We start from the raw sequence: 19996 nt of genomic DNA, 5'->3' as shown, positions 1-19996 counted from the left end.
AACCTCTAGGTCCTGTTGGTCCTGTACAGCAAGGTCCGGTTGCTCCTGTAAATCCTCTAGGTCCTGTAGGTCCAGTTGCTCCAGTTTCACCTGCAACACCTTGACTTCCTGATGGCCCTGTTGGTCCAGTAAAACCTCTAGGTCCTGTTGGTCCTGTACAGCAAGGTCCGGTTGCTCCTGTAAATCCCCTTGGTCCTGTAGGTCCAGTTGCTCCAGTTTCACCTGCAACACCTTGACTTCCTGATGGCCCTGTTGGTCCAGTAAAACCTCTAGGTCCTGTTGGTCCTGTACAGCAAGGTCCGGTTGCTCCTGTAAATCCCCTTGGTCCTGTAGGTCCAGTTGCTCCAGTTTCACCTGCAACACCTTGACTTCCTGATGGCCCTGTTGGTCCAGTAAAACCTCTAGGTCCTGTTGGTCCTGTACAGCAAGGTCCGGTTGCTCCTGTAAATCCCCTTGGTCCTGTAGGTCCAGTTGCTCCAGTTTCACCTGCTACTCCTTGCACTCCTTGTTGTCCAGTGGGTCCTCTTGCTCCAGATGGCCCTGTAGGCCCAGTGGGTCCACGTCTACCAGGAGGTCCTGGTATAGGACATGGGCAAGGACATGGACAAGGATTACAATGATGTTTTTCTTGTTCTATCAAAATTAACAATATAATTAAGAGCTTAATTTTTGCATTTAAGCTGCAATTATAAAAAAGCATACCTTGTAACACCTTCTATATATATATTAGAGTAAACTACTCTAATATATTTTATGAATATTTTGATTAACTGTTACAAAGTACAAGAAAGTTCCTAAAATCACTAACAAAGTATAGTTTGTATAATAAAATGCCGTATGCTCAATGAATTGAGCATACGGCATTTACTAAATTAAATTTTTTAATATTTAAGATTTCCAATAAAAATGTCTATTTTATTTCTACTACTTCATATCCAAATTCATCAAGTGCTTTAATAATATCATTATTAGCTATTTCAAAATCTGTATTAATAACTGCAGTATTAGATGTTAAGTCAACAACTACATCACCAACACCATTTAATTCAGCTAACGCTTCTTTAACGTGCTTAACACAATTCATGCAGCTCATTCCGTCAATAACAATCGTTTTTTTCATATAGATTACCTCATTTCTGTTTATTCTTAAGAATAAACCTTTAAGTTTTCATGGAATAACTTATACTGGATTTTTAATCTCTTACATTATATTCATCTAAAAAAGCGAAAATAATAATATTAAACTCTAATAGCTCAGGCGATTTATTACTTATCAGAGTTATTTAGTTATTTAGTTATTAATTTATCTATTAAATTCGAAATCTCGTCTAATTTATTGTCTAAATCTCCTTCGCAACAAGCATCCTTAATACAATGATGAAGGTGTTGTTTTATTATTACTGCATTAGATTTTTTAAGCAAAGATATAGAAGAAATAATCTGATTTGAAACATCGATGCAGTATCTCTCTTCTTCTATCATTTTTATTATGCCTTCAATTTGCCCTCTTGCTATGTTTAAATACTTTACAGCTTCTTTTTTTTCTTTGTTCATGTACTTGATTCCTCCTAATCCAGGTCACCCTAGGGGGGTATGCTTATATGTTATACTACTTTTATTAAAAAATCAATAAAAATAATATTATACTCTTGTTGAAGATATACTCATTACTTAAAAAGATAGCTATAATCAGCATAACCTTCTTTTTCTAATTCTTCTACTCCTATGAATTTTAATGCTGCACTATTTATGCAATATCTTAAGCCACCCTTTTCTTTAGGACCGTCATTAAAAACATGTCCAAGGTGTGAATCACCATGGTTGCTTCTAACTTCTATTCTATGCATTCCATAACTAAAGTCTGCTTTTTCAAGAATATTTTCTTTAACCAATGGTTTTGTAAAAGAGGGCCAGCCACACCCTGAATGAAACTTATCTAAAGAACTAAAAAGTGGTTCTCCAGATACTATGTCTACATATATACCAGGTTTTATGTTATCATAGTATTCGTTTTCAAAAGGTAGTTCTGTTCCATTAGCTTGAGTAACTTTAAATTGGATTTTACTTAACTTTTTTTTTAGTTCATCTTCGGTTGGTTTGATAAAATTCTTATAAGTCATGTATTCTCCCTCCTAGTAATTCTATATTATACTTTTCCCAATATACTATTATTTTACAATTTATCAAAATAAATAGGAAATAATATTTAAGAATATTATTTCCTATAAAGTAGCATTTATGATTTAATTTTTTTTTCTAAGTACATATAAATTTCTTTACTCCAATATTCATACAAATTTTTGTCAATTTCTCTAACATACAACAAAAATTCTTCTAATCTCTTTCTTTTATGAATACCTTTCATTAAGTGTCTTGGATATGATACATGTCTATCGAAATTATTTTTGGGATCTATAACTTTAATAGAGAAGTCTTTTTGTACGTATAAGTCCTTACATCTTATATCGATTTTCTTATAATGTAGTTTCTTAAAATCTTTTATTAAATCAACAATACTCTTCACAATATCTAAATTAAGACTGTTTCTATTTAGATATTTATCTAACCTAATACCATCAATATAGTCTCTAATAATATAATGCTTTCCAAAGTCGTATACCTTTGGAAATGAAGAACACTTTCTAGAACGGTTTAATACCTCGTATTCTTTTTCGCATACTTTTCTATCATTAAATATTTTAATAATAGTATGTTCATCAATTCTATATACTACACCGTTATTACCTTTGCCTAGGTATTCCGAACTTTTAATGATGTTTTCCACTCTTTCACTTAGTAAAATTGGATTAGTAAAATGTCTGGACACATGTTTCCTCCAACGCATTATTATACATTTCATTATATGCTTATTAAGATAATAATAATCTATTTAAAAGCATTTTTCTGATAAATGATATCACCATTTATCAGAAAACATATAAAAAAGGTTATATCTAGTTTACTAGATACAACCTTTTTAGTTGGTGCAGATGAAGGGAGTCGAACCCCCACGCCGAAGGCGCTAGATCCTAAGTCTAGTGCGTCTGCCAATTCCGCCACATCTGCATGACATATAAAGTTCTGCTGGTGCAGGTGATGGGACTTGAACCCATACGTACGGTGTACACACGCCCCTCAAACGTGCCTGTCTGCCGATTCCAGCACACCTGCATACAAATACCTTATATAGATATAATATCACCATATTACAATAAAATCAACACAAAAAATTAAAAAAGGTAAAGATTTCTTTCAAATCTTTACCTTTTGCTATTTTATAAGGGGATATTATAAATATAGACATATTAACTTTATGCTAATATATTAAATTGTAAATGTTAACTGTCCATTAATATGAAGTAAATAATTGATTAATTTCATATTAAAATAGCCAACACCAACTATAAGTAATTAAACTAAAACCCATAGAAAAATCTATGGGTTATTATTAAAATCATATAAAAGCTTATAAACTTTATAGCTAAATTTAACTCTTTTAACATAGTTATTAGTCTCTGCAAAGGGAATTTTGTGAAGAGTCTTGCCATCCTTCGAATATTCATCCTGTGCAAGCCATTTATTAACGTTTCCTCGACCACCATTATAAGAAGCTAATATTAGCTCTGTCTGGCCATCAAATTCCTTGCTTAAATTATTAAGATACCAACATCCCATTTTAATATTTGTCTCAGGGTCATATAGTATATCATTATTGGTAATTTTAATATCTACATAGTTAGAAATCCATTCCGCAGTTGTAGGCATAATTTGCATTAATCCGTAGGCACCTTTTGGAGATAGTGCTCTTTCTTGAAATTTACTCTCAGTGTTTATTACAGATGCTACTAAATACGGATCCACATTATAGTTAGTACTATGTCTTAATATATAGTCTTCATATTTTATAGGAAAAGCAAATCTTAAAATCATTTTAAAGTTTATCATGATTATCAATATTATAAATACTGTAGTTAATGCTATGCGTTTCTTTTTTGTTGCCATTTTTCCCCCTAAAATCTTCTAGTGATTTCAAAACTTTCTCTAACTGTTGCATTGTGGTTTCTATATTGCCACTATTATTAATAATAAAGTCTGCATATTTTATTTTTTCTTCTTGATCCATTTGACTATTGATTCTAATAGTAACTTCCTCTCTAGTCAATGCATCTCGCAGCATTATTCTTTTAATTTGGGTTTCTTTGTCCACGGTTACTAGTATAATTGCATTCATATAAAAATGCAAATTATTTTCTATTAATGTAGGAGCGTCCACAATGCAAATATCTAAGCCTTTATTATCATACTCTTCTATTTTTTTAAATATGTCTTTGATAATGTAGGGGATCATTATTTTTTCTAAATCTATCTTTTTTTCCTTGTCTGAAAACACAAAAGTTCCTAGTTTTTTTCTTAATAAATTATCACTATCATCAAAAAAATCTTTTCCAAAAGCGTTTTTTATCTCATTCTTTAATTTGGGATTTTTTACTAATACTTCTCTAGATATTATATCAGCATCAATCACTTTTATATTTTTTTCTTTTAGTTTACGGGATATAGTACTTTTCCCACTGCCAATACTTCCTGTGAGGCCAACTACAAAAATATGATTACTACTTTGATTCATACCATGTCTCCCCAACATTTATATCAACTTCCAATGGTACATATAAATCGAGAACATTCTCCATTTCTTTTTTTACAAGTTCCTTTACTTTTTCCAGTTCGTTTTTATAAACATTCAGTATTAATTCATCATGAACTTGTAAAATCAATTTACTTTTATAATTATTATTTTTTAATTGCCCAGCTACGTTAACCATTGCAATTTTTATGATATCTGCTGCACTACCTTGTATAGGTGCATTCATTGCCAACCTTTTTCCTAATGCTTTTACAATCTTATTAGAAGATTTTACTTCTGGAATAAATCTTCTACGATTTAATACTGTAGTTACATATGATGTATCTTCAGCCTCTACAACAATATTCTCCATATATCCTTTTACTTTAGGATAAGTTTCAAAGTAGTTATCAATATATTTTTTTGCTTCATTTTTAGAAATGCCTAAGTCTTGAGCTAAACTAAAATCCCCAATTCCATAAACTATTCCAAAATTAACTGCTTTAGCGCTACTTCTCATTGTTTTTGTTACATCTTCTATAGGTACCTTAAACACTTCGGATGCTGTTTTTGTATGGATATCACTACTATGTTTAAAGGCATCAATCAAGTTTTCATCTCCTGATATATGTGCTAATACTCTTAACTCAATTTGTGAGTAATCCGCTGATAATATAACACAACTATCATTATGAGGTATGAATACCTTTCTAATAGCCCTTCCATTTTCGTATTTAATAGGTATATTCTGAAGATTAGGCTCAGTACTTGACAATCTTCCTGTGGTTGTAACAGTTTGTGTGAAATTTGAATGAATTTTTCCATCCACATCAACCACAGCCCTCAACCCTTCAATGTAAGTAGAATAAATTTTAGTTATTTGTCTGTAGTACAAAATCTTTTCTATAATATCATGTTTACCTTTTAGTGCATCTAAAACCTCTGCATTGGTGGAATAACCAGTTTTTGTCTTTTTAATCACTGGAAGATCCAATTTCTCAAACAATATTTTACCTAATTGCTTTGGAGAATTAATATTAAATTCTTCTTCAGCTAGAAGATATATTTCCTTAGTGAGGTTATCAATATCTTCCTTGAATTTAATACTTAAATCATTTAACATGGATTTATCTATATTAAATCCTTCGTATTCCATTAGAGCAATTGCTTTTGTTAGAGGTTGCTCGACTTCATATAATAAATGTTCCATATTCAGGTTTTCAATATGAGATTTTTGTGCTAAATATAGCTTAGGAAGAAAAGTTAATCCATTTATATAAAGGTTATCTCCTCCTCCACCGAAAGTTTCACCTAGATTTTCCTCTACTAATGTCTTAATGTCATATTGAGATTTGGAAGAATCTATTAAATAAGCAGCTATTTCGGTATCAAAGTCCACTAGTTTTAAATTTATTCCTAATTTAAGGAGAGATGTATAGGCATATTTTGCTCCATGAGTTATTATCTTTATAGATTCATTTTCAAAAACTCTTTTTAATATGGAAATAGTTTCATGTTCTTCTTGTTGAAGCAATTTTTCTATATCTATTACGTAATTATTTTCTTTATAATTTAGAAAAAGTTTATTTAAACTAAGCTTTGAAAAAACATTAGTGTTATGGACTTCAAATAAAACACAAATTGACCCATCAAGCGTATTAAATAAGCCATTTAGTTCCTCTAATGATTTAATATTCACAAAGGTTGCATCAACCAACGGAGTTACGTTAACCTGCTCTTCATTTCCGGTAATTTTAAGAACTTTATCCAGTAAAGATTTAAATTGAAGTTTATGAAACAGTTCCTTTAGTCCTTTTACGTCAAATTCTTCATTAGATTTAATAGCTTGTAAATCTATGTCTACTGGTACATCTGTTATTATTGTAGCAAGTTTTTTACTAAAAATAGCTTGTTCGCTATACTCTTCAAGAGACTCTTTTAGTTTCTTACCACTAACATTATTCAGGTTACTTAATAAATTTTCTATACTTTCATATTCCTTAATTAGTTTAAATGCAGTTTTCTCTCCTATACCAGGAACCCCAGGAATATTATCAGATTTATCTCCCATTAATCCCTTAACATCAATAAACTGTTTTGGGGTTACGCCAAATTCATTAAGCATTCTTTCCTTATCGTATATCTCTTTTTCAGTCATACCCTTTTTATTAATAACTACCTTTACATTATCTGTAGCTAATTGAAGTGCATCTTTATCACCAGTTACTATGTAGGACTCGATGTTATTCTGTTCTGCAAATACAGATAATGTACCAATTAGATCATCGGCTTCATATCCATCTACTTCAAATATGTTAACTGCCATTTTACTTAAAAGTTCTCTTACAATAGGGAATTGCATCGATAACTCATCAGGAGTTTTTTTTCTACCCGCCTTATAATCTCCATACTCTATATGTCTAAAGGTTGGAGCTGCTCTATCAAAAGCCGTAACAATATAGTCAGGCTTCAGTTCCTCTATCATTCTTAAAAGCATGCCAGTAAATCCATAAACTGCGTTTGTATGCAATCCTTCAGAAGTAGTAAGCTCTGGTATAGCGTAGAAAGCTCTATACAGCAAACTATTACCATCTAATATTAGTAATCTCTCTTTTCCCATTGTATTAATTCCTACTTTCTTTCATGTATTTTAGTAAGGTATGAAAATCATCACTTGGATATGTATTAAGAATCTCTTTTAAAACTTCAAAGGCTATAACATTTTCCAATACAATTGATGCTGGAACTACACCGCAAACATCAGATCGCTCATACCTACTTGTAGCATTTTCCATACTTATTAAATTAACCGTATTTAAGTTTTTTCTTAAGGTAGGTATAGGTTTCATGTATGCTGTCACTGTAATATTCTCTCCGTTTGAAACTCCCGCTTCTATGCCTCCGCAATTATTTGTTAATCTTTTTATAACTTCGTTTTCAATGTTCATTTCATCATTATAATTGCTCCCAATCATGTTGGTAGAAATTATACTTCCAAATTCAATTGCCTTTATACCCTGCACAGACATTAAAGCCATTGAAAGGATTCCATCAAGTTTTCTATCATAATGGCTATAGCTTCCTAATCCGATAGGAACTCCTTTAACCTCAATTTTTATGGAACCACCAATTGTATCTCCCTCTTCTTTTAACTTGTCAATTTTTTCTTTAATATTAAATTCTACTTTAGAATTAAAAACTCTCACTTCACTTTTTTCAATAACCTTATATATTTCATCATCAAAAATATTCACACAGTCATCGGTATCAATTCCTACACTATGTACCTTACTTCGAACTTCTATTCCTAAAGCTCTCAAGGCTTCCTTACATAACGCACCTACTGCTGTCCTTATTGAAGTTTCTCTTGCAGAAGTTCTTTCAATAGTATTTCTAATATCACCAGTTTTGTATTTAAAAAATCCAACAAAATCTCCATGACCGGGCCTCGCTATACCAATTTTTTCTGAGTCACTGGGACTATTATTTAAAATATCTTTCCAGTTAGCATAATCTTTATTAAAGATAACTAAGGTAACAGGATTCCCTGTAGTCATATCACCTCTAAGTCCAGACCAAAACTCTACCTGATCTTTTTCTATTTTCATTCTATTGCCACGTCCATATCCTTTTTGCCTACGACTAAGTTCTGTATTTATTTTATTAATATCTATGTTTATATTAGCTGGTAAACCCTCGATAATTGCTACTAAAGCTTTACCATGGGATTCCCCTGCGTCAAGAAATCTTAGCATACTTTATTCTCCATTTCTTAGGGAAAGTTATTACATTATTATAGCATTACTTACTATTATTAACAACGATACTACATATTATAATGATTAAAGCAATACAAAAACCATATAAAATAACTTTTTATGTATATTATATCCACTGATTTGTCATTTATTATTTGCATGTTCTATATGTATACGATAGATAATTCTTAAATTAACTACGTTTTAACTTGTGTTAAGACATGGCAATCACTTTTTAATGAAAAGAAATTGTGACTTACATACTATAAAAAAAGAATATAGTGGATAATTAGTCCAATATATTCTTAATTAAATTTAATAATAACAAAGTTAATCTTTAACAAAACATTTAAGAAAAGTAGAATATAGCAAAGAGAGTTACTGAAAAGATCTTGATCTAGCTTCGACATAATATAATTTATGATTCTAAAGTAGGGTTACCCTAATTCATTTTTAAGATTGATATTTGTTATATCATAAAATGGTTCAATATGAACAATCATTTCAACATTATTATTTACATCTTGTTTAACTTTATTTTCTATATTTTTTATTAAAGTATGACATTGAGCTACATTCATATCTGCTTCAATAACAATATGCATATCCAAATATATATCATTTTCACTTCCTCTACTGCGAATTTTGTGCACATCCTTTACTTGATTGAAGGTTAATACTACTTCTTTTATTCTATCATTATCAACGGCTACTTTATCTACTAGAATGCCACTAGCAGATTTAAAGATTTCATACGCAGAATGTAAAATGAAAAGTGATACAACAAAAGACGCAATGGAATCTATATACCAGGGTAATCCAGCTTTAATACATATTAGAGTAATAAGAACTCCAATAGAGACAAATACATCACTTTTTGTATGCAAGGAATCTGAAATAAGAATGTAACTATTTAACCTTTTACCTTGATTATATTCATATCTACAAACAATAATATTTATTATTAATGTAAATATTAAAGTAACAATACTTTCAATTGTAACGTTCAAATAAACTGGATTCAATATCCTAGAAATTGAACCTATAATTAAGTTTCCACCTATAAAAAGGAGCATACCTGCAATAAATAATCCGGAAAGCATTTCAAATTTTTTGTGTCCATAAGGATGATCTATATCCTCTGGTTTAGAGGCAATACCGATTCCTATTAAACCTACTATATTGGATGTTCCATCAGTTAAGGAATGAAATCCGTCAGCTGCCATACTTGAGCTATTAATAAAATTTCCAATAACAATTTTTAAAACGGCTACTAAGAAGTTTCCAACTAAAATTATCCAAAGTACATTTTTTATTTTTCTTAAATTATCTTTATTCATTTCATCCACCCTTCCTTTTGAAGATAAAAAATCCATGGAACATTTTAATACTGTCCCATGGATTTTTCCACTGCTTCTTAAAAGCCCGGCTGCATGTAAGTAATTACATCGCCTGATCCTATGTTTGTATATATTATTACTATCATGATATTCAATTAAAGTTGATTTTGTTACAGTAATATGCTCAGTATTGAGTCACCCCTTGGAAAAGCTATATATAAACATAAACTTGGTGAAGAACTCTCTATTCCCTCACCCGATGGTGAATATACCGTGAAAACAGAAAAAATAGAAGCGTAGTTTATATAACTAGCTTCTATTTTTTTTAATTTGAATACGTATATTGTATTAGCACATAAATAAGGATAAATTTATTGAAGATGGTTAATTGAATACGTTAAATTAGGAAGAATAAATTATAATCCAAAATTAGGCATAATTTATTCTTAGAACTACTGTATGTATGGCTTCGCTTTTATTCTCATTAATAAACACAACCACTTTGAAAGAAAGATTATATATCTTTACTTAAGTTAATTAAGTCACTGTAGATTCCATAGGCTGTTTGTTGTATCTCAGGATTTTTTTCTACGATACACACCTCACCCATCAAGTCAGTAGTTATACATAATATCGAAGATGTTGCATCTATAGTACTTAGCATATCTGTCACAGGCACCAACTTAGGATAAACTTTAGCAATTACTTTACCTGCCTCAATATAACCTTCACAAATAAGTTTAAACTTATTACCATTGAGTCTTGCTTCTTCAATCATGTGGTTAGTGATAGCTCCTATTCCTTGGGTGTTTACATCAAGTGGCGTAATTTCTCCGCCCAAAAGTACATTTGATATAGCAGCTGTTTTTGCCGCTGCATCCCACCCATCAACATCTATTGATGGATCTGCTTCTGCAAAACCTCTTCTTTGAGCTTCCTTTATAGCAGCCTCATAATCTTTCCCTTGTTCCATCTCTTCCAATATAAAGTTAGTTGTAGAGTTTAAAATACCTTTAAATGATAGAACTTTACACCCAGGAAGAGTATATTTTACCAAATTGAATATTGGTGCACCATCCATCACAGTGGTTTCATATAAAAACTTTTTACTTTTTTCTCTAGCTAATTTTTCCAACCTTTTAAAATCCCATGCAAGGGGGCCTTTATTCGCTGTAATTACATGCATATTATTGTTTAATGCAGTTTCAATATGAAAGATCGCAGGTTGACCATCTTTAATCGATAACGTACTTAACTCAATCAAAACATCAGCGCCTGATCTTTTGATTATGTCTTCAGTACACATTTCTACTCTGCATGGGTTATCTAAAGAAAACTGATTTTTTACTTCTATTTCATTTAAAACCTTTTCTATATCAATTCCTTTATCACAAAGGAGGTTTCCTTTTGATTTTGTTGCAATCGCAGTTATCTTGATATCTGGTTCTCTATTTAATATTAATCTACAAAATTCTTGACCTGAGTTACCAAATCCAACAAGGCAAATTTTTAATGAATTTCCCATTTATAATCCTCCTGAAAAATTACTAGTTATTAAATTAAAATTAAATTTTTAATATATCGGTTAGTCATTACTTAATTCCATAAATTTTTCTGGGCTTTTCAAATTGTTAAAGCTAAATTTTCTATATAAATCCTGTGCATCTTTAGTAGCAAGAAGCCATCTTCTCAAATTTAGCAAGTTTGGATGATTTAAAATGCATTCTAACATCCAAGTTCCGAGACCATTACCTCTAAATTGCTCCTCTATGTAGACATCACATAAATAAGCAAAAGTAGAGTAGTCAGTAATTACTCTTGCGAAACCAACCTGTTTGTCCACTTTGAAAATTGAGAAACATAAAGAATTTTCTATTGAGCTAATGATCACTTCTTTGGAACGTGTACTGGCCCAATAAGAATTGGAAAGAAACTTATGTACTGTTTCAATGTCTATTTTTTCCTTATCTGTTGTAATTGTAAATCCACCTTTTGCATAGTTAATTATTCTAACCATAGCTATTCCCCCATTTACCAAAGCTTGTAGTAAACTATAAACAGTTTGTTTTTATATTTTAATTATTTGAATTACTTTATATTATACCATATTTTTCTTTTATTTTTTCTTGAATAATAAAAAAAATAAACTCATAAATATTTTTACTTAGAGTTATTTATGAATAGAACAATATTAAATTTCGAAAGCTATACTAACCTATAATATTTTTAATTTAAAATATATTTTTTAGTAATATCTTATTAGAAAGTGGAAAGACTAAAATTACGCAAGAAATACATGGTGTAAATTTCAAATTAGAGAGGAGTTTCGATGATGATTGGTATAAATATGCAAGAACTTAATAATAAAAATTCCAAAATTACTATGCCGAATTATAACAATACTGCTTTAGGAATGGAAAGAAACATTGATGATTTAGATGATATGAATAATATGATGACATTAAGCAATATAAGTAGCATGATGAGCATGGATAATTATAAAAATTATCCAAATTTTAAATAAGCTAGAAATTTCTAAAAAATTTCTGCTACAAATATTAAAAATTAAAGAGATACCCAATTATAGATGGTACCTATAGACTTAAAACTTTGAAAAAAGTGTTTAGACTATAGGTACTTTTTCTACGTAAAATTTTATACAATTGTAATGTTTTTCCTAAGTTTCATCCATTTTCATAATGCATTTTATTTAAAACTCGTATATAATATAACAAAAGTTAATCAAGCTAAGCCGAATCTCTTTTTAAGAGTACGGGGGACTATATTTTTGGGGTGAAGCTAAGAGTATTTTAGCTGGGGAACTCCCCCCTAACCCGTCAACTAACCTCGGAGGCAAAGGAGGCAAAAATTATGATTAAGTTTAATAAATTCAAAAAGATTATAGCAGGAACAATTATTACTTTAATAGCAAGCTCCACTTCGGTGCAAGCTATAACTCATGAAGTGCAAAAGGGTGATACTTTATTTAAAATTTCTAAGAGCTATGGCGTAACTCTTAATAGCTTAAGAGAAAGTAATAATAAATGGGATGATTTAATTCTCCCTGGGCAGAATCTAGAGATACCAGGAGAAACTTCTAGCGTTAAGCCAAACGAAGATATTAAAAAATCAGTTATTTCTTATACTGAAAAAGAACTAGATTTATTGGCTAGATTGATTAGAGCGGAAGCAGAAAATCAGCCTTTTACAGCAAAGGTATCAGTTGGTGCCGTAGTAGTTAATCGAGTAAAAAGCGATAAGTTTCCAAATACAGTTACATCCGTTATACATGAGAAAAAGCAGTTTACCCCTGTAAGCAATGGTATGATTAATAAACCTGCTACTGAAGAAACTATAAATGCTGCAAAAGAGGCTTTAATGGGTTCAGATCCAACTAATGGAGCTTTATTCTTTTACGATACAAGTGCAAAAAGCACATGGTTACTTTCAAAACCCCAAGCTCTAAAAGTTGATAAAATGGTATTTGCTTATTAAAACTTTATAGATTTAAATATGAATTAAAAGCAAGAATTAGAGAAAAACTTTCTAATTCTTGTTTTTTCTTTGTTTTTATTAAGAAGTTATATAATATTCTCCTAATTATGAATAAAAAAACTAAAATTTGCCATCTTAATAATATATGTAAAAATTAATTTTCATTAACAATAGATTTTTTATTAAGTTTTAATGCTTTGGAGGAAGATTATGAAAGACCTTTTATTTACTTTTATAACAATATTTGAAATCATGATTTTTACTATATCCTTATATTACGTGATTTTATCCTTATGTGGCCTGTATAGAAAAAAAGGGGGAAATACTAGCAATATAAGACCGAAGAAAAGATTTGCATTAGTGGTTGCTGCTCACAATGAAGAAGCAGTAATTGCTCAAATTTTAGACAGTATGAAATCTTTAGACTATCCTAAAAGATTATATGATGTATTTGTAATAGCAGACAATTGTACAGATAAAACTGCGAAAATTGCTAAAAAACATAAGGCTTTAGTTTACGAAAGATTTGATGATGAAAATAGAGGAAAAGGCTTTGCACTTGAATGGATGTTCACAAGAATTTTTGCTATGGATAATAAATATGACGCAATCGCTATTTTTGATGCTGATAATCTTATATCTAAAAATTTTCTACTAGAAATGAATGCACAATTATTGCAAGGATACAAGGTGGTTCAAGGATACATAGACAGTAAAAATCCACATGATAGCTGGATTACTGGAAGTTATTCAATTGCATTTTGGAGTGTGAATAGATTATTTCAATTATCTAGATACAATTTAGGGCTATCTTGTCAGATTGGTGGTACTGGTTTTTGTGTAGATACTAACATATTAAGGGAGCTTGGTTGGGGTGCAACTTGCTTAACAGAGGATCTAGAGTTTTCCTGTAAATTAATTTTAAGTGGGTATAAAGTTGGATGGTGCCATGATGCTGTAGTTTATGATGAAAAGCCATTAACCTTAAAACAATCATGGAGACAAAGAAAAAGATGGATGCAAGGTTTTACTGATGTTGCTTCAAGGTTTTTCACTAAGCTTCTAAAGAAATCCTTTAAGGATAAGGATTTTATTGCATTAGACTGTGCCATATATACTATTCAACCCTTCATATTGTTGGCATTGGTGTTTTCAGCAATCTTAGGTTTTGTTTTGAGCGTAACCCATAGTGGAATGAGCAGCTCTATTATAAATCTTTTATTTGCACCGATATTCATTAAGGTATTTAGTATATTTCAGTTTTTATTTACCCCATTAGTTATGATGATTGAAAAGAAATTATCGAAAGGTCTTTTTATACTGTTTGCTTTATACTCATTAAATGTTTTTATATTTAATGGTCTTATAAATAATTTAGATAATATTTATGAAGTTTCTAGATACATATTATATTTAATGATATTTTTGATTCCACTATTTATTGCTGATAGAGAAAAATCCTTTAAAATATTCATATGGTATTTACTTTATGGAGTATATACACTTACATGGGTACCAATCACCATCCAAGGTATCATTCATAAAAATAGAAAAGACTGGTGTCATACAAAACATACACGACAATTAACCATTGATGAAATGTAAATAAACAAGAGTTAATTCTGGACATTAAATTACAGAATTAACTCTTGTTTCGTATCATATCATATCATTATAATTTTCATAAATAACCTTGCAGGTTTTAGGAACTCTAAAAGCTAGTCGCCTATTATCATCATAGTAGTCTTCATCCATAGTTTCACTTTCGTAATCCCATTCATCCTTACTCTCATACTCTATAAGCTTAGGTAATAATATGTCCTCTATTTTATTATCGTAATCTGAATCATCATAGGTCTGAAAACCAAATTGAGAATCTTTAGTCATTCGAATGCTACAAGGAATACTATCGGTATTTTCCTCCATAATTTCAATAATCTCTTCAACTAGATCGTCTGCTACATTAGGTAATTCCATAAATACAAATTCATTACCTTTATACTTCATTAGTTTTGTTAATTGGATTGAATCTCTTACTAAATCATAAATAGACTCATAACCTTCTTTTGTTGTTACCATATATAAATTACTTGAATATGCCATGTATTTAACCTCCTATAAACTCGTTTATTGGAATAAAACTTTAACTATGCATTTTGAAAATCACTGACAAATTTTTTAATTGAACTTTCCTCAGTAACTTTTTGAATTTTTATATCAAAGAATATTACTATCATGAACTATGAAGGAAGTTTTTTGTGTTACCATTGAAACTTAACTTCAATCATGATCTTTAAATGTGATATTATATTAATACTTAGACTCACAAGTTTTTGTGCATAGTTTATAGGATTTTTTTACATTTATTATTTCAAGTATTTACTTATTTAAATGCTTAATGAAAATATTAAGTTTCTGTTCTCTAGTTAGTAGTTTTCTCATAAACTACTAAACTCTTAGGGGAACCTTCCTTTACCATTCCATTTTCCTTTAATTCAAATATCCCATTTACCTCAACTTTGGAGATTTGGGAATTGGTCTCAAAGGTAAAGGATGAAATTTTATCTGTGTTATAAGGTTCATATATTGTTATTTCATCAAATGGTATGTTATAAACTTCTCCATCCTCAGTTGTTATGGTTATGTTTCCATATATATCACCATACCCTATGGATACTTTATAGTCTGTGTTATTTTCAAAATAGATAGTTACTCCTATACCATCCAATAACTCTATTGTTTTTTCTAACATAAATTTATAGGTGCCTTGTCCAACTTTTTGTTTTGGATAGGACTTAGAAGATATAGCTCCATTATATATTACTTTTACTGTATTATCTTCATAGTTTTTACGCAGAAATATTAAATCATCATGTTCGGTTAAGCTTCCATTCTTTGCAACTTCTGTATATTTGGTATTAATTGTTTTAGTATTATCATTGAAATCAACTATGGAATTAATTTCATAATTTTTAATATTGTTTTCTTTTAAATAATCATCTACATTTTTTTTAACTTCATTTTTATCTGAACTTAAGTGTGCTAAGCTTTCTGCTTCTATATAATTTACATATGCATCTGTATCTTTATTAATAAGAGCCTCATACAGGTTACTTATTACCTTATCTGCTTCTTCTTCAGTAAAAACAACCTTTTCCACTGAATTATTTATCGTATTTTTACTATTGTTTGGGCTATTATCAATATTTTGTAGTAAAAAAATTAAAAATCCACTTAATATTAAAACCAATACCGCTATATGCATCTTCTTCAAGTTGCTTCACCCCCTATCCACATTTTATAATGATTACAAAATGTTGTAACTTGTTTATTTTAAAGAAATTTACTTAAAAAACAGTTATTTTTTTTATTATATTAATTAGTATGTAAAAGTCTACCTATATACGGAGTGTTTGCAGCTATTTTGCGAATTAAATTTTACCAAAGATTCTCATTCTATAAGCATTTATAGCTGTTTCACCTAATTTATCCATTAACTGATAATTAGCATATGCTCCAACTACTGCTCCAATTCCTGGAACCAGTTGTAACATTTTTGCAAAGTCGATATAATCCCTGTATTCCATTTGGAAGGTTTTCCAGTCAAAGGAATCCATGTTTTCTGGTAAGGTATTAATATAATTCTCCCAATCTAATAATTGATGGTATACCTGTATTCTTTTTTCATCGCTAGAAAAAGCCAAAAGAAATATATGTAGTATATACAACCTTTCAGAATAATCCTTTACATCAAATCCATAAAGACTAGCAGTATCAAATAAAAATTTCATTTTAATACTTAAGAGTATAGGAAAATCTGCTAGTCCAAGTAAAAGACCTCCAGCCCCTGTGCCTGCGCCACTTACAGTTGCTGTCTTCCTATAGAAATTTAGCTTTTCATTCACTAAGGTTTCACGTTCTTCCAATGGAGCGTATAAAAGGGGTGCTTTAGTAATAAATTCAGATCCTGTAAGTACTGCTTTAATCATATTCTTAATAGCTTCTGTTATCAAATTTTGAGCATTTTCTGGTATTAAATTATTAAACTTAGTTTGAACCCTTTTGGTTACACCATTGATAAAAGAAGGCCTTTTATTCATTTTTTTCTGCCACCTTTTTAACTCATATAATGATTGACTTTCATAATCCATAATTACAACACCTCTCATATCCTTATCTTAATATTTTATAGGAAACCATTTGATAAAACAATAATAAATCAAAGTAAGCAAGTGATAGCCTTGCTTACTTTACAGTATAAAAATCATTCTTTTATTCTAATGAATTGTCAATCACATTTATATAGTCTCTTATTTTATCCTCATCTGGTACTCCTATGTACCAAGGTTGTGTTTTTTCAACTTTCCTACTAAAATATTTAGCTTTTAATATAATTTCTGGTCTATATTCAAAATGTAATATATCAAAATGCCCCCATTTTCCACCCCATATGAAGTTATGCTTTTCAAATATTTCAACTAGTTCCTTTGGGTAAGTTAACATTCTTTTTTCTCCATTTTCTCTAGTATTCCATTTCCAATAGTCATTTGGGTGACTTTTTATATCTATAGCTATACCAAAGGCATGAGGACTTAATCTTCCAGTACCAGAAATATATCTAAAATTATAGGTTCCATTTATAGGATACACAAAGCCACCTATCTTTGGATTTATTTTTGAAGCTTCATTTACCTCTTTTATTACGAAATTCAACGCAGTTGAAGCACCATTCGCTTTATTAAATTGTCCTCCACTTGTGCTCTTAAGATTTTTTTCTACAAGCCCTTTATTTGCACCGTAAACTTCATTGAGAATACTATAAATTCTTCCCCTACCTGGATCATAATTAGTTTCAGGTAGTTTTTCTAAGGATTCCAGGGGATATATTTGTTCTAACATATCCTGTATATCTGGATTATTGAGCTTAGCTTCATGATTTTTTTGTATTTTATCATCATACAGGACTCTTTTTCCAGAATTTAAAATTAAGTATACATTGTTGTTAGTATCCCTTTCTATACCTTTAATATATTCAGGGTAAGCCATAAATAATACAAGGATATCTTGCTTCATGGTAGTTTCATATTCCTCTAAGGCAATAACTTTCTTGCTACTGCAAAATAAAATAATTAAACAAAGCAAACTAAACTTCAATTGTTTTCTCACATAAAATCCTCCCTTCATGAATTTCTTACTTATTATTCCCTATCAATGTGAATTTATGGGGAGTAATTATTTTTCCTTTTTAGAAAGTGAATTTATTTAATGTATAAATTAATGAATTATAATCAACTTAAGCTAATACAAAAGCTATAGATGGTGAATACTAACTATAAAATTTAATTCTTTAGGAGGAAACATAAATGGATATATTAAAGGAAGAAGCAAATAGATGTATAATGTGTAAAAATCCAAGATGTAAGCAGAAATGTCCTATAAGTACTCCTATACCAGAAGTAATACAGCTATTTAAAGATGACGAAATGGAAAAAGCCGGAGAACTTCTGTTCAATAACAATCCCTTATCTGCTATCTGTGCAATGGTATGTCCACACGAGAATCAATGTAAAGGAAATTGTATTAAAGGTATCAAAGGAGATCCAATTGAGTTTTATGAAATTGAGAATTACATCTCAACAAAATTTTTGGAATCCAAACAATTTAAAAAGCCAGAAAATTTTGTAGGTGATAGGATTGCTATCGTGGGTTCAGGTCCAGCTGGAATTACAATTGCTTTTATCCTTGCAACAAAAGGATATAAGATAACAATTTTTGAAAGCAAAGAGAAAATCGGTGGTGTATTGAGATATGGCATACCAGAGTTTAGATTACCTAAAAGTTCTTTAGATAAAATCCACGAAAAACTCATTCAATTAGGTATTAAAATAAGGCCGAATACTCTAATTGGGAGAGTAATAACAATTGACAAATTATTTGAAGATGATTATAACGCAATATTTCTTGGGACCGGTGTCTGGAATGCAAAAACCTTAAATATCAAGGGTGAAAGTTTAGGAAATGTTCATTTTGCCATAGACTATTTAAAATCACCTACTGTATACGACTTAGGTAAGAGAGTTTGTGTAATTGGTGCAGGAAATGTAGCCATGGACGCAGCAAGAACAGCAAAGAGAAGCGGTGTAGATGATGTATGTATTCTTTACCGAAAAGGCTTCGAAGATATGACTGCTACAAAAGCTGAAATTGAAGAAACTAAAGAAGATGGTGTTAGATTTGAGTTATTTAAATCTCCACTTGAAATTTTAGAAGAAGGTGTAAAATTTATAAAGACAGAAAAAATTGTTGATGAGAAGGGAAAAGTAAGCACAGTTACAATTGAAGGCTCAGAAGGCTTTTATGAGTGTGATTCTGTAATAATAGCGGTGAGCCAGTCCCCTAGAAATAATATTATTGCAAATAATAAAGGATTTGAAATTGATAAACAGGGGCTGTTAGTAACTGACGATTTGGGACACACTACTCGACAGGGTGTTTTTGCCTCCGGTGACGTGGTGACTGGAGCTAGAACTGTAGTGGAAGCTATTAACCATGCAAAAATAGTAGCTGAATCAATGGATACGTATTGCATTAATCTAAGAAAAAATAAAATAGTCGAGTAGAATATTAAAAGAACGTACATAAATGGCTAGGAATGCCTTTGCTTTATGTACGCTCTTTTCATAATTTATAAGGAAATTTTTCTGAAATGAGATAAGGATGTAAGTGTTCCCTTATAAAAAATCTCCCCAAAATCTCCCACCCACGCTCAAGCCGCAAGC

General features: G+C 30.3%; 19 protein-coding genes, 2 tRNA genes, 1 pseudogene and 2 riboswitches. Of the genes and pseudogenes, 4 read left to right on the top strand and 18 right to left on the bottom strand.

Annotation, left to right across the window (positions count from 1 at the left end; all coding sequences use genetic code 11):
- The 14 genes and pseudogenes from RR409_RS14340 to RR409_RS14275 all read right to left on the bottom strand — a co-directional run.
- A pseudogene (locus RR409_RS14340) lies at positions 1 to 700 on the bottom strand (collagen-like protein); the annotation flags it as partial.
- A gap of 210 nt (positions 701 to 910) precedes the next feature.
- Entirely contained in the window at positions 911 to 1120 is a 210-nt protein-coding gene (locus RR409_RS14335) for a heavy metal-associated domain-containing protein (protein ID WP_332558454.1), read from the bottom strand.
- 167 nt (positions 1121 to 1287) lie between these two features.
- Positions 1288 to 1554, bottom strand: coding sequence for a metal-sensing transcriptional repressor (locus RR409_RS14330; protein ID WP_332558453.1), 267 nt, complete (start codon positions 1552 to 1554; stop codon positions 1288 to 1290).
- Positions 1555 to 1667: 113 nt separating this feature from the next.
- Positions 1668 to 2120, bottom strand: coding sequence for a peptide-methionine (R)-S-oxide reductase MsrB (gene msrB, locus RR409_RS14325; RefSeq protein WP_332558452.1), 453 nt, complete (start codon positions 2118 to 2120; stop codon positions 1668 to 1670).
- A 116-nt stretch (positions 2121 to 2236) separates the two neighbouring features.
- On the bottom strand, positions 2237 to 2827 hold the full coding sequence (locus RR409_RS14320) for a protein kinase (RefSeq protein WP_332558451.1): 591 nt from the start codon (positions 2825 to 2827) through the stop codon (positions 2237 to 2239).
- A gap of 155 nt (positions 2828 to 2982) precedes the next feature.
- A tRNA-Leu gene (locus RR409_RS14315) sits at positions 2983 to 3066 on the bottom strand.
- Positions 3067 to 3085: 19 nt separating this feature from the next.
- A tRNA-Leu gene (locus RR409_RS14310) sits at positions 3086 to 3171 on the bottom strand.
- A 264-nt stretch (positions 3172 to 3435) separates the two neighbouring features.
- On the bottom strand, positions 3436 to 4002 hold the full coding sequence (locus RR409_RS14305; protein ID WP_332558450.1) for a lytic transglycosylase domain-containing protein: 567 nt from the start codon (positions 4000 to 4002) through the stop codon (positions 3436 to 3438).
- Positions 3932 to 4627, bottom strand: a complete 696-nt coding sequence (gene coaE, locus RR409_RS14300; protein ID WP_332558449.1) for a dephospho-CoA kinase — start codon at positions 4625 to 4627, stop codon at positions 3932 to 3934. The genes RR409_RS14305 and coaE overlap by 71 nt, the downstream gene beginning before the upstream one ends.
- Positions 4614 to 7244: a DNA polymerase I gene (gene polA, locus RR409_RS14295; protein WP_332558448.1), complete on the bottom strand. Its 2631-nt coding sequence runs from the start codon at positions 7242 to 7244 to the stop codon at positions 4614 to 4616. The genes coaE and polA overlap by 14 nt, the downstream gene beginning before the upstream one ends.
- Before the next feature lie 4 nt (positions 7245 to 7248).
- A complete protein-coding gene (gene aroC, locus RR409_RS14290; RefSeq protein WP_332558447.1) occupies positions 7249 to 8379 on the bottom strand; it encodes a chorismate synthase in 1131 nt (376 codons plus the stop codon).
- A 440-nt stretch (positions 8380 to 8819) separates the two neighbouring features.
- Positions 8820 to 9722: a cation diffusion facilitator family transporter gene (locus RR409_RS14285; protein WP_332558446.1), complete on the bottom strand. Its 903-nt coding sequence runs from the start codon at positions 9720 to 9722 to the stop codon at positions 8820 to 8822.
- A 48-nt stretch (positions 9723 to 9770) separates the two neighbouring features.
- Positions 9771 to 9852, bottom strand: a riboswitch (NiCo riboswitch).
- A 384-nt stretch (positions 9853 to 10236) separates the two neighbouring features.
- Positions 10237 to 11247: a hypothetical protein gene (locus tag RR409_RS14280; protein WP_332558445.1), complete on the bottom strand. Its 1011-nt coding sequence runs from the start codon at positions 11245 to 11247 to the stop codon at positions 10237 to 10239.
- 60 nt (positions 11248 to 11307) lie between these two features.
- Entirely contained in the window at positions 11308 to 11739 is a 432-nt protein-coding gene (locus RR409_RS14275; RefSeq protein WP_332558444.1) for a GNAT family N-acetyltransferase, read from the bottom strand.
- 312 nt (positions 11740 to 12051) lie between these two features.
- Here RR409_RS14275 and RR409_RS14270 point away from each other — a divergent pair, with 312 nt between their 5' ends.
- The 3 genes from RR409_RS14270 to RR409_RS14260 all read left to right on the top strand — a co-directional run bounded on the left by RR409_RS14270 (position 12052) and on the right by RR409_RS14260 (position 14822).
- Positions 12052 to 12246, top strand: a complete 195-nt coding sequence (locus tag RR409_RS14270) for a hypothetical protein (RefSeq protein ID WP_332558443.1) — start codon at positions 12052 to 12054, stop codon at positions 12244 to 12246.
- 216 nt (positions 12247 to 12462) lie between these two features.
- A riboswitch (cyclic di-AMP (ydaO/yuaA leader) is annotated at positions 12463 to 12593 on the top strand.
- Positions 12594 to 13217: a cell wall hydrolase gene (locus tag RR409_RS14265; protein ID WP_332558442.1), complete on the top strand. Its 624-nt coding sequence runs from the start codon at positions 12594 to 12596 to the stop codon at positions 13215 to 13217.
- Positions 13218 to 13427: 210 nt separating this feature from the next.
- Positions 13428 to 14822 carry a glycosyltransferase family 2 protein gene (locus RR409_RS14260; protein ID WP_332558441.1) on the top strand — a complete coding sequence of 465 codons (1395 nt, stop codon included), beginning with the start codon at positions 13428 to 13430 and terminating at the stop codon, positions 14820 to 14822.
- Positions 14823 to 14876: 54 nt separating this feature from the next.
- Here RR409_RS14260 and RR409_RS14255 read toward each other — a convergent pair whose 3' ends face one another.
- The 4 genes from RR409_RS14255 to RR409_RS14240 form a co-directional block, all read right to left on the bottom strand.
- On the bottom strand, positions 14877 to 15320 hold the full coding sequence (locus RR409_RS14255; protein ID WP_332558440.1) for a hypothetical protein: 444 nt from the start codon (positions 15318 to 15320) through the stop codon (positions 14877 to 14879).
- Positions 15321 to 15639: 319 nt separating this feature from the next.
- Complete coding sequence (locus tag RR409_RS14250; protein ID WP_332558439.1) at positions 15640 to 16491, bottom strand: hypothetical protein; 852 nt, start codon at positions 16489 to 16491, stop codon at positions 15640 to 15642.
- Positions 16492 to 16648: 157 nt separating this feature from the next.
- Positions 16649 to 17371 carry an EcsC family protein gene (locus RR409_RS14245; RefSeq protein WP_332558482.1) on the bottom strand — a complete coding sequence of 241 codons (723 nt, stop codon included), beginning with the start codon at positions 17369 to 17371 and terminating at the stop codon, positions 16649 to 16651.
- 118 nt (positions 17372 to 17489) lie between these two features.
- A complete protein-coding gene (locus tag RR409_RS14240) occupies positions 17490 to 18383 on the bottom strand; it encodes a M15 family metallopeptidase (RefSeq protein WP_332558438.1) in 894 nt (297 codons plus the stop codon).
- Between the two features lie 197 nt (positions 18384 to 18580).
- Here RR409_RS14240 and RR409_RS14235 point away from each other — a divergent pair, with 197 nt between their 5' ends.
- Positions 18581 to 19837 carry an NAD(P)-dependent oxidoreductase gene (locus RR409_RS14235; RefSeq protein WP_332558437.1) on the top strand — a complete coding sequence of 419 codons (1257 nt, stop codon included), beginning with the start codon at positions 18581 to 18583 and terminating at the stop codon, positions 19835 to 19837.
- Positions 19838 to 19996: the final 159 nt, after the last annotated feature.

Source organism: Clostridium sp. (genome assembly GCF_036642255.1).
Lineage (GTDB): Bacteria > Bacillota > Clostridia > Clostridiales > Clostridiaceae > Clostridium_J.
The sequence above is the reverse complement of the archived record's forward strand: the minus strand, read 5'-3'. Positions and strand labels throughout refer to the sequence as shown.